This window comes from Shuttleworthella sp. MSX8B, from assembly GCF_000524295.1.
Taxonomy (GTDB): domain Bacteria; phylum Bacillota; class Clostridia; order Lachnospirales; family Lachnospiraceae; genus Shuttleworthia; species Shuttleworthia satelles.
This window is the reverse complement of record NZ_JAQT01000027.1, coordinates 78,984-90,605: the sequence shown is the minus strand read 5'-3', so window position 1 is coordinate 90,605 and position 11,622 is coordinate 78,984. Positions and strand designations below refer to the sequence as shown.

At 52.1% G+C, this 11,622-nt stretch carries 7 protein-coding genes, 1 tRNA gene and 2 pseudogenes; all 10 read left to right on the top strand.

Going from position 1 to position 11,622, the window contains the following annotated elements; all coding sequences use genetic code 11:
* A pseudogene (locus tag HMPREF1508_RS10390) lies at positions 1-559 on the top strand (hypothetical protein); the annotation flags it as partial.
* Positions 560-762: 203 nt separating this feature from the next.
* The gene (locus HMPREF1508_RS06670; protein ID WP_242834524.1) at positions 763-2,088 is read left to right on the top strand and encodes an MATE family efflux transporter; all 1,326 of its coding nucleotides are present in this window, start codon (positions 763-765) and stop codon (positions 2,086-2,088) included.
* Positions 2,089-2,128: 40 nt separating this feature from the next.
* The gene (locus tag HMPREF1508_RS06665) at positions 2,129-2,584 is read left to right on the top strand and encodes a hypothetical protein (protein WP_044960579.1); all 456 of its coding nucleotides are present in this window, start codon (positions 2,129-2,131) and stop codon (positions 2,582-2,584) included.
* A 10-nt stretch (positions 2,585-2,594) separates the two neighbouring features.
* Positions 2,595-2,735: pseudogene (locus HMPREF1508_RS10810) on the top strand (4Fe-4S binding protein); the annotation flags it as partial.
* Positions 2,736-2,802: 67 nt separating this feature from the next.
* Positions 2,803-2,876, top strand: a tRNA-Arg gene (locus HMPREF1508_RS06660).
* A gap of 204 nt (positions 2,877-3,080) precedes the next feature.
* On the top strand, positions 3,081-4,055 hold the full coding sequence (locus tag HMPREF1508_RS06655; RefSeq protein ID WP_044960576.1) for a YesL family protein: 975 nt from the start codon (positions 3,081-3,083) through the stop codon (positions 4,053-4,055).
* A 31-nt stretch (positions 4,056-4,086) separates the two neighbouring features.
* The gene (locus HMPREF1508_RS06650) at positions 4,087-4,884 is read left to right on the top strand and encodes a pseudouridine synthase (protein WP_198015600.1); all 798 of its coding nucleotides are present in this window, start codon (positions 4,087-4,089) and stop codon (positions 4,882-4,884) included.
* 75 nt (positions 4,885-4,959) lie between these two features.
* A complete protein-coding gene (ligA, locus tag HMPREF1508_RS06645) occupies positions 4,960-6,987 on the top strand; it encodes an NAD-dependent DNA ligase LigA (RefSeq protein WP_044960574.1) in 2,028 nt (675 codons plus the stop codon).
* A 43-nt stretch (positions 6,988-7,030) separates the two neighbouring features.
* A complete protein-coding gene (locus tag HMPREF1508_RS06640; protein WP_006905446.1) occupies positions 7,031-7,999 on the top strand; it encodes a homoserine O-succinyltransferase in 969 nt (322 codons plus the stop codon).
* A 4-nt stretch (positions 8,000-8,003) separates the two neighbouring features.
* A complete protein-coding gene (locus HMPREF1508_RS06635) occupies positions 8,004-11,615 on the top strand; it encodes a PD-(D/E)XK nuclease family protein (protein ID WP_084640280.1) in 3,612 nt (1,203 codons plus the stop codon).
* The last annotated feature ends 7 nt before the right edge of the window (positions 11,616-11,622 follow it).

Sequence of the window (11,622 nt, the reverse complement as noted above, 5' to 3'; positions counted from 1 at the left end):
AAAACAGGCACTTGATGATGCTCGAACAGAAGCCGATAAGATTCTGGACGGGTTTGATGAGGATATGACACGTCTTCAAAAGCAGATTGATGGTTTAACAAGAGCAAATGAGGCTTTACAGTTTGAAAACCAGGGTTTAAAGGCAAAGTGGGATTCATCCGACGCAGTCCCCATTTTATATATGGGCGATGAGTATGAATTTTACCAGGGTGAGATAAAAGATATAATCTTATCCGTTCTTTCGGATTCTCTATCAGACATACCACCAAAATCGAGAAGAATGGATATTGTTAAGGACATAATAGGGGCAAATGATTATCAAAAGTTAAGTGTTGCAAAAGCAGAGGAGATAAAGCGTTTACTGAAGAACTACGATGGTATGTCTGGTAGATTACGGCAGGCGTTAAAAGATCTTGGCTTCGAAATTACAGAAGAGGGCAAGCATTACAAGATTACATATTTTGGAGACGGAAGATATCATACAGTCTTTGCTAAAACACCAAGCGATGGAAGATCAGGTAAGAATAATGCACAGGCTGTTATCCGAATGTTCTTTTAAGGGTTAGATGGTTCTATGCATGAACAAACACTAATAAGAAAATTAAAGAGTGACTTGCACTGTGCATCGATATCATATGCATACCCCCCCCCCGTAGAAAATGAACTCTGTCTGACAGCTCTCGAAAAAAGTAATGCGATTAACCTGTTGTGGAATGGGCGGCTTTGAAATAGTATGGAACAGAAATGAGAGGGAGCAATACTATGTTAGATAAGAACTTTTTACAAAAGGTTCTGCGCATTTCCATACCTGTAGCCTTACAATCCATGCTGCAATCTTCTTTTTCCATGATTGATCAGATTATGGTCGGTCAGCTGGGGGATAAAAGTGTTGCTGCGGTTGAAATTGCCGGAAAGCCAGGCTTTATTTATGCGTTTGTCATAGGGGCAATCAGTACGATCACGGGAATCATGATCTCGCAGTATATTGGCAGTCATAACAGAGAAGCAGAGGAAAAAAGCATCTGCGTTAACTTTTTGGTTGTCCTGATACTTGGTTTGACTTTTTTGTCTGTTTTTAGCCTCTTTAAGAATCCGTTTACGGGAATGTTTACGACAGAAGCGCAGGTAATCACAGAAGGTAGTAAATATCTGGGGATTATCTGCTGGACATACATTCCGCTGGGCATCTGTATTATTTTAGGGACGGCTCTTCGATGTCGGGATAAGTCAATCTGGCCACTTTATATCGGCGCTTTCACTGCTCTGCTCAATACTGCTTTAAATTTCTGTTTTATATTCGGGAATTTTGGTGCGCCGCGTCTTGGAATAGCTGGCGCCGCTTACGCAAGTGTCATTTCCCAGGTGGCCGGCGCGCTGATTTCCATCCTGTGTTTTTACAGCTTATATGGACGAATCCATATTTCAATAAAACTTGGGAAGGAGGGATATTCGCAGTACTTTATGATGCTGCTGCCCATTGTTTTAAATGAATTCTTATGGACAGTGGGACAAAGCGTTAACACATACGTTTATGGGCACATGGGGACGGAGGAACTTGCGGGGATGTCATTAACGGGCGCTATTCAGGGATTATTCATGGGAGCGCTGAGCGGTCTGTCGCAGGCTGCCGGGATTCTGATCGGCAAAAGACTAGGATGCAACGAGTATGATGAGGCTTATGAGGAATCCAAAAAGTTATGTGGTCTGGGACTGGCAGGATCGCTGATTTTTTCGCTGCTGTTGATTCTGACAAAAAATCCATATGTTCAGCTGTTTAGGGTATCAGAGGATGTTCGCATGATTGGCGCGAATGTCCTGGTGGTCTTTGCGATTTTAATGCCTGTAAAGGTTCAAAACATGATACTTGGGGGAGGCGTTATCAGGAGCGGAGGAAAGACAAAGTATATCATGATGATTGATATGATGGGGACCTGGTTGATCGGCGTACCGCTGGCACTGCTTACAGGATTATATTTCAGACTTCCGATCGTCTGGGTCTACTTCATCTTATCACAGGAAGAGCTGGTCCGGCTTATAGTATCCGTTTTTATGTTCAGAAGCAGAAAATGGATGCATACACTTCGGTGAAATTGACAAGAGCAGTGGTAGAGAAAACGGAGGACTTGCGGTGAAAGATTTTGAGATTTTTGAAGAGGCTTGCAGTTATTTATCTCAGGTGATCCAGGAATTCAAGGAGACCATATCAGCTAAGATAGCTGCACTGGAAAATGCCGACTGGTTCTATGATAAGGGAAGAACAAGAACATGCCGACCCGATGAAAACGGCATGAAAAAACGCTGTAAAGCGGGGGTAAGTTATTCAGTCAAGGTTGAATTGAGAGCAGAGGATGCAGAGAGCATCTGGCAGGAGTTCCATACCTTTTTTAAGGATACAGCGATTGGAGATACCCAGCGGGTTTCAGCAAATGAGGAAATCGGTCGATATGCATTCATAGCGGAAAACGCCAAGGGAGACCGTATTGACTGTACGATCTATCTGCCCGGTGAATGGAATATCCCACAGATTTCACTCTTGCTGTTTGTTGCACCCAGGTATAGAGGGGAAGATATCTCTGTTTATTAAGCAAAAGTGCTTTGCTGTTGCAAAGATATTCGGCCCTCTGCTCTTTGGAAGAGGCTGGTGCGGATATGCCTTTTGGACAGCGATGGTACTGGATTTCTTGCCTTACAAACTTTCGACAAAGCCGAGAAAAAGGATTGGCTGGATCAGGTACAAAAGGAGGAGGCGATTGACTTTGCTTGAGGCTAGCGTTACTATAAGCAAGTCCGTTCGGATGGTTTGTAGGCGTAGCGTAGCTGGATAACGCATCGGACTCCGACTCCGAAGATCGCTGGTTCGAATCCAGTCGTCTACATTGCTCCTGTAAGACAGGAAATAGTTCAAGGAATATGAGACCGGTTGCCCTGTGTCCGTCTGCTTTTGATCAGCGGCGGCATGGGCGGCCGGTCGAATTTGTTTTAGAGCTTTGCCCCGGTGAACGATGCGGATTTGCCCCGGTAGTCGATGGAATCTGTTAGAATAGGGGATGTAGTTTTTAAGCTTCATTTGGGAGAGACTTATGGGGATTTTCTCACCTGAGGGAAAACTGATGACTTCCCTCAACCGCTATGTCGATGTCTTTTTTCTGAATCTCTTGGCTCTGGCGGTCAGCCTGCCCATTATTACGGCCGGGGCTGCCATTACGGCCAAGTACTATGTGTCCATGAAGCTGGTTCAGGGGCACGACGTGAAGTTGATCCGGGGCTTTTTTCACTCCTTTAAGGAGAATTTCAAGCAGGCGACCATGATCTGGATCCCGAGCCTGGCCCTCTTTGCCCTTCTGACCTTTGACTTTTTCGCCGCAGGCCGCCTTTTGACGGGATTGCCCATGCGGGGTCTGCAGGCATTCAGCCTTCTGATGGCTTTTTTCCTCTTTGGCTGTCTGCTCTTTGGTTTTCCCATGCTGGCTCGCTTTGAGCTGACCAACCGCAATTGGATCAAAAATTCCTTTGCTCTGATGGGACTTCACTTTATCACCGCCTTTCTGGGCTTGATTCTCTTTGTCGCTCCCTTTCTTTTAGCCTATTTCCTCCCGCAATTTGCCGTGGTGGCCATGCTGATTCCGTCCCTTTTGACGCTTTTTGTCGCGGACCGCTGTGTGGTCTTCTTTCAGCCGCTGATGCCGGAGGGCTATGTCGATCCCGCGGCTCCCATTTTGGATGAATTTCCGGATGAGGACGCCAGCTTCGCTCATATGAGAGAGGAGGCGGAGATGCGCTGGCCCCCTGTGTCGGGCGTCGGCAAGGTCTATCGGGAGAAGAAACCGGCGGAATCTGATGCTGACAGGGATCAGGGCTTGGCTCGGGCGAGCGCCGGGGACGGGCGGGCGACACAGACTGCGCAAGGGCCGTCACGAGATCAGGACTTGGTCCGGGCGAGCGCCGAGGATGAGGCTGACCTGGCCAGGGCTCTGGACAGTTCCGAGGCCAGGAGGATTGCCGAAAAGGAGCGCATGTGGGCAGATCCGCATGACTTCCTCTCGTCCGGGAGATGACGGAGAACTGTCAGGAGAAAGAGATAGAGAAATGACATCAGAAGAAAAGAGACCCGGAGTAAAAGACCGGATCCCGGGGCAAGCGGATCCGGCTTCGGGTCAGCGCCTGAATAAGTTTCTGACAAATGCCGGGGTCTGCTCCAGGCGGGAGGCGGACCGTCGGATTCGCGCGGGCCAGGTCACGATCGATGGTCAGACGGCAGAGCTGGGACAGAGGGTTCTTCCGGGACAGAGGGTTGCGGTCAATGGAAGAATCATTGAGGGAAAAGAGGAGGAAATCATCCTCCTCTTTCATAAACCGAGGGGAATTGTCTGTACGGCAGAAAAGCGGGAAAAGAATAACATTGTCGATTTTATCGGATATTCCAGCCGCGTCTATCCGGTTGGCCGCCTGGATAAGGAGTCCCGGGGTCTGATTCTCATGACCAATCAAGGGGATATTGTCAATCGCATGATGAGGGCGGCCAATCGGCACGAGAAAGAGTATCAGGTGACAGTAAATCGCAGTATCAGCGAGACCTTTGTCAGGCGGATGAGAGCCGGGATCTACTTAAAGGAACTGGGGGAGACGACTCGTCCCTGTCAGATCCATCAGACCGGCGATCGGACATTCACTATAATTCTGACCCAGGGACTCAACCGTCAGATCCGCCGCATGTGCCATACCCTGGGTTATGAGGTCACAGACCTGCTGAGGGTTCGGATTATGAATCTGCGCCTGGATGGGATTCCGGAGGGAGAGTACCGGAGGATTGGCCGGAGGGAACGAGAGGAACTGAATCGACTTTTAGCCGCTTCTCCATCGATCAGCCGCTACGTCAGATCCTGATGATCTCTTCAATCATAGACCGGGGGAATAGACAGGAATCCAGGGGCGAGACAGAAAAGCAGAGGAGAGACATCCATGACCTTTGAGACTTACCAGGAGCTAATCGATCAGATCAACTATCATATGGATCTCTATTACAATCAGGATAAAACGGAGATCTCAGACTACGAGTACGACCGGCTGATGCAGCAGCTGAAGGCGGCGGAGGCCGAGCATCCCGATTGGGTCAGGCCGGATTCACCCAGCCAGAAGATCGGAGGGACGACGAAGCGGGAGGCAGGTGTCAAGGTAGAGCACAATGTGCCTATGCTCTCCATTGAGGATGTCTTTGATTTTCAATCGGTGATCGACTGGGTCAAAAAGGTGCAGGAGATGCATCCAGACGCGATATTCTCCGTAGAGCAGAAGATAGACGGACTCTCCATGACTCTTCGCTACAGAAAGGGCAGACTGGAGCTGGCTGAGACCCGCGGAGACGGTCATATCGGAGAAGACGTCACGCAGAATGCCAGGGCAATCCCCCAGGTGCCGGACAAGCTTCCGATCACGGATCCCTATCTGGAGCTGCGGGGGGAGGTCTATATGACCAGGGACAGGTTCGAGGCCTATAATGCCAGACAGGAGAAGGATGAAAAGCCCCTTGCGGCCAATCCAAGGAATCTTGCGGCTGGGACACTTCGCCAGCTGGATCCCGGGATTACCGCCAAGCGGGGCCTGGCTCTCTTTATCTTCAATGTCCAGGACGGTGAGCCCCATTTCATGAGGAGTCAGCTGGACAACCTGGATCGCCTTTCGGCCATGGGGCTTCCCGTGACCTATCACAAGAGGGCGGACAATGCCAAAGAAGTCATCGCCGCCATCGAGGAGATCGGGAAGATGCGCGATCAGTTGGGCTATGACATCGACGGAGCGGTTGTCAAAATTGACCAGATTGCCTACCGAAAGGATTTTCCGGCCGGGGCCAAATACTCCGCGGGACACATCGCCTATAAGTATCCCCCGGAGGAGAGAGTGGTAGAGATGGACCAGATCCTGGTCGATGTGGGGAGAACGGGGAAGCTGACCTTTACGGGACAATTTCATGACGTAAAGACGGGCGGACCCGCTCGACTCTGCGGAACATCCGTCTCCAGGGCGACTCTGCACAATCAGGACTATATCCGACAGATGAAAATCGGGATTGGCGGCCATTACAAGCTCTTTAAGTCCGGAGAGATCATTCCGAAGCTGAACGGCTGTGTGAAGGAGCCAAAAGCTGTCTTTAAGGCTCCTCAGTTCTGCCCTGTCTGCGGAGAGGAGCTGGAGCAGGAAGAGGGAACGGCGGATATTCGCTGTGTCAATCCCTCCTGTCCGGCTCAGATTTCACGGACCATCGCGTATTTCGCGGGAAGATCCTGCATGGATATCGCCGGCCTGGGACAAACGCTGGTTGACGCCCTATGCCAGGAGAAGATCACGGGAAGCGAGACTTTCTACCTGACCTCCTATGTGGATATCTATCGCCTGAGAGAGCACAGGGACAGCCTGATCAGCCGGGGAATCCTGGGAAAAGAGAAGAATACGGATAAGATCCTGGCAGCCATTGAGGACTCCAAATCCCAGAATCCGACCCGCCTTTTGGCAGGCCTCGGGATCCGTAATGTCGGCCTTTCGACCGCCGCGGCTTTAATGGCCGTCTATCCTGATTTGATGGATCTGATGCACGCCGGATTTGAAGATCTGCAGGGGATTCCCGATATCGGAGAGAAGACCGCGGCGGATATTGTGCATTTTTTCGCTCACGAAGATAAGCAGCGGATGATGGCTGACTTCAGAGATTTAGGGCTGACCATGCGAATGCCGGAGGAGGAGAAAACAGAGGCTCTGGCGGGTCTGACCATTGTTGTCACAGGAAAGCTTCCAGGCATGGAAAGATCGGAAGCCAAGGCTTTAATTGAGAAGAACGGGGGCAAGTGTACCGGCTCCGTCTCAGGGAAAACAGACTATTTGCTCGCGGGTGAGGCCGCGGGATCCAAGCTGGACAAGGCCAAAAGCCTGGGGATTCCTGTGATTGACGAGGAGGGGCTCAAGGCCCTCATCGAGGGGAAATTCAAGAGAGAATAAATCCTCCGGTTATATAAGAGAGCGCTAACGAAAGGATTCATCTATGCCCATTCGCACACAGAATGATCTCCCCGCCAAGAGGCGGCTGGAGCGTGAGAATATTTTCGTGGTCGATGAGGACCGGGCCCTGCACCAGGATATCCGTCCCATTGAGATCTGTATTCTGAACCTGATGCCGCTCAAGGAGGATACGGAACTGGATATTCTGCGCAGTATGTCCAATACTCCCCTGCAGGTCAACGTGACCTTTTTGACAACGGCCAGCCACAGGGCCAGCCATGTCTCCAGGTCCCATTTAAATAACTTTTACCTGCATTTTGACGACATCAAAGAAGAGAATTTCGACGGCTTTCTCATCACCGGAGCGCCTGTGGAGATGAAGGCCTTTGAGGATGTGGATTACTGGAAAGAGCTCTGTACGATTATGGAGTGGACCAAGACACATGTGACATCCACCCTTCATGTCTGCTGGGGTGCCCAGGCCGGAGCCTACTATCACTACGGGATCAAAAAGTACGAACTGTCCGAGAAGCTGTCCGGCGTCTATCCCCAGCGCGTAGAAAACCGCAAGATCCCGCTGGTTCGAGGATTTGACGATTTCTTCATGGCTCCGGTATCCCGCTGGACGGAGTGTCATTCTGATGAGATCCGCGCCTGTAAGGATCTGGTGGTTGTGTCTGATTCTCCGGAGGCCGGTATCCTGCTCTGCATGACCAATGACGGCAAGCAGATTTTCGACTTCGGTCATTTGGAGTATGACCGCATGACGCTGGACAGGGAGTATAAGCGGGATCTCAAAAAGGGGATGCGTCCGCAGATCCCCGTCAACTACTATCCGGCTGACGACCCGACCAAACGACCGCTTCTGCAGTGGCGCAGTCATGCCAATGCCCTCTATAGCAACTGGCTCAACTATTATGTCTATCAGATGACTCCCTATGATTTCATTGACGCCAACCGGGTCATCGTCCAGACATCGCAGGCACTTACAGACCTGATCAAGGAGGAATGAGAGCATGTCACTTTGCATGGTAATCGGCGGCGCCGGAAGCGGGAAATCAACCTACCTGTTCGATCAAATTCTGCGCCGGGCCAAAGAAGAGCCTAAGCGCCACTTTATTGTGATTGTGCCGGAGCAGTTTACCATGTCGACACAGAGGGAGCTGGTCGCCAGATCCTCTCAAAAGATCATCATGAATGTGGATGTCCTCTCCTTTAACCGTCTGGCTTACCGGGTCTTTGAAGAGACGGGAACCAAGCTTGACGATGTGCTTGAGGACACGGGAAAGAACCTGCTTTTGCGCAGGGTGGCCCAGGAGCATGAAAAGGAACTGACTGTTCTGAGGGGAAATGTTCGAAGGCCCGGTTATATTGACGAGATCAAATCTCTGCTGACCGAAATGGCCCAGTACGGGATCGGTCCAAAAGAGTTCGCGGATCTGGCGGAACTGGCAGATATGGGAAGCTCCTTTCGCAGGAAAGCGGAGGATTTGTCCGTGATTTACCGGGCCTTTCGAGAGGCGATCGAGGGCCGCTATATCACGGCGGAGGAGGTGCTGGAACGCCTGGCGCAGCTGATGGATCAGTCAGCTTTGATCAAGGATGCTGTGATTGCCATTGACGGCTTTACCGGCTTTACTCCGATCCAGAAGCAGGTCCTGGCACAGATGATGCGGCTGGCCTCTTCGATTTATGTGACCTTGACCATGGATCCCGGAGAACGGATTACGGGTTCTCACCTGGACTATGAACTCTTTGCCATGACCAAGGAGATGGGAGAGGGCTTAGTGCGCCTGGCGGGGGAAAACCGCTGTCTCATTGAGGAGCCGGTCTGTCTGACAGGAAATCCGCGTTTTGCCTCCGCCCCCATGCTGGCTCATCTGGAGGCCAATTTATTTCGTCCAAAGAGCAGACCTTACGGGAAAGAGCTGCCGGGATTAGACGGGAAAGAGACTGCGGGTTGTTCGCAGGCAGACACAAAAGAGACTGCGAGCTGCGCACAGTCAGATGCAAAAGAGAATGCGAGCCGCGCGCAAGGGGAGTCAGATCCGAAAATGAGGCAGATTCGCCTGGGGCGCGCGGCCAGCTTTCGGGATGAGCTGGCATTTGCGGGAGAGGAGATCAGGAAAAAGATTCGTGATCAGGGCGGTCGCTATCGAGACTTCGCCATTGTCTGCGCGAATCTGTCCGATTACGCGGATTATGCCGGGCAGATCTTCGATAAGATGGATTTGCCCTACTACCTGGACCAGGAGCAGGACATACTCTTTCATCCCCTGGTGGAATTTATTCTGTCCTCTCTGTCTCTTCTCACGGAGGATTTCAGCGAGGAGAGCCTGATGCAGCAGCTGCGCAGCGGCCTGGCAGGAATCGATCTGTCTGACGCAGACCTGCTGGAACGTTATATTCACGCCAGGCGTATCCGCGGCTTTGCCCGTTACCGTCGTCCCTTTAGCGGCAGAGTCAGGAATTTCAGCCAGGAGCAGATGCTTCGCGTCGAGCAGCTGCGCAAGGGCATTGTCGCGGACATCAGTGATTTTCGTCAGTCCATGTGCGCGGGAAATGCTGTGACCAGGGATCGGGCTCTCGCAATTTATGCCTATCTGCAGGCGCATGAGGTGGAGGAAAAACTGGAGGCCAGGGCAAATGCCTGCCGCGCCGAAGGCGATGAAATAGCTGCCTCAATTCACAGCAGAGTCTTTGGACTGGTAATGGAGACCTTGGAGAAGATGTCTGATCTTCTGGGAGAGGAGAAGATGTCTCTCAGCGATTTCGCCCAGCTCCTGGAGGCGGGACTCAGGGCCATTTCCGTGGGAACCGTTCCTCCCAGCTTCGATTCCGTTGTGATCGGGGATCTGGAGCGAACCCGTCTGGAGCACATCAAGACCCTCTATGTCCTGGGGGCTTCTGACGCCGCAATTCCCAGGTCGGCTGAATCAAGCGGCCTTTTCTCTCAGGCGGAGAGGGAGAAGCTCAGGGAAAAGCAGATTGATCTGGCGCCCGGTGACCGGGAGCGGGCATTTATGCAGAGATTCTACCTCTACCTGGCTCTGACCAAGCCCTCTGAGCAGCTGGTCGTCAGCTATGCTCGCTTAAGCAGCGACGGCAGCGCCCTGCGGGAGTCCTATCTCATCGGGCTGATCTGCAGGCTCTTTCCGGGGCTTGGGGTGGAGAATTTAGAGGGGAGAGCTGATCTGCAGCGGCTGGTGACAGCTCCGGCGGCTCTGGACTATCTGCCGGATGCCCTTCGCAGCCTGTCTGAGAAAGAGGCCTCGCGGGAGGAGGGACAACTGGCCTGCGCAATCTATGAGGTGCTGAAAGAGGACAAAAATTTCACTGACAGGGCAGAGGAGCTCTTTGAGACCGCTTTCTCTGAGCAGAGACAGGACAGGCTCTCTGAGCGCCTGATCAAGCGTGTGAGCGGGGATCTGATTCAGGGCTCCGTCAGTCGCCTGGAGCAGTTTTGCAGGTGCGCCTACGCGTACTATCTGCGCTATGGTCTCCTCCTGCAGGAGGAGGAGGAGCCGGAGATTGATTTTTTGGATATGGGAAACCTCCATCATCAGACCCTTGAGTTCTTCTCCAAGCGCATGAAGGAGAGGAAGCTGTCCTGGAAGGAGATCTCGGATTCTGACGCGGAGGCGCTTTTAGAGGAGGCCTTTCGAAATGCCGTAGGGCAGATGGAGAGGGCTGAGCTTTTAGAGAACAGGCGGCAGGCGCAGGTGATCCGGCGGATGAAATCTGTCCTGCGCTGCAGCATTTGGGCACTGAGAGAGCAGGTGACACGCGGTGACTTTGTGCCGGAGGAATTTGAGATGTCCTTCGGTCCAAGGGACCAGCTGTCTTCTATGCGCTTTCAGCTGGGAGAAAGAGAGAAGCTGCAGCTTAGCGGCAAGATTGACCGGGTAGACTGCATGCGGACGCCGGAGGGGATCTATGTCAAGGTAATGGATTATAAGTCCGGCAATCAGAAGCTGGATCTGACCCGCCTCTACCATGGCCTGCAGATCCAGCTGGTGCTCTACATGTCGGCGGCCCTGGAGAAACTGGGGAGGGGGGAAAAGAAAGCCCATCCGGCCGGTCTTTTCTATTTCCACATTGACGAGCCCTGGGTCAAGAGCAGGGAGGGAGCGGGCCCGGAGGAGATCCAAGAAGACATCCTTGACGAGCTCAAGCTTCGCGGGATCTACAACCGGGAGGATCTGGTCGTTAACGCGCTCGATGAAAAGCTGGCCGCAGAGGGGGCGGGAGCTTCCCATGTGATCAGCGCCAGGCGAAATAAGGACGGTAAGCTGTCAGTCGGTGAGGATGCCTTGTCAGAAGAAGATATCAGACTGCTGGGCAGCTTCGTTCACGATAAAATCGAACAGATCGGCCGCGATATCTTAGAGGGAAAAATTGAGAAAAATCCCTATAAACTGGGTAAGGAGAATGGATGTCAGTACTGCGCGTTCAGGGCCGTCTGTGGGTTTGAGGACGGTTTGAAGGGCATGCGCTTTCATCGCATGGCCGATTACAAGGGCAGTCAGGCTCTGGACTTGATTCGGGAAGAGACAAAAAAAGAGCCGGGGAATGAGACAGAGAAAGAGCTTCCGGGATTGGATGAAGCCGCTAAAGACCGGTCTTAGCAGAGAA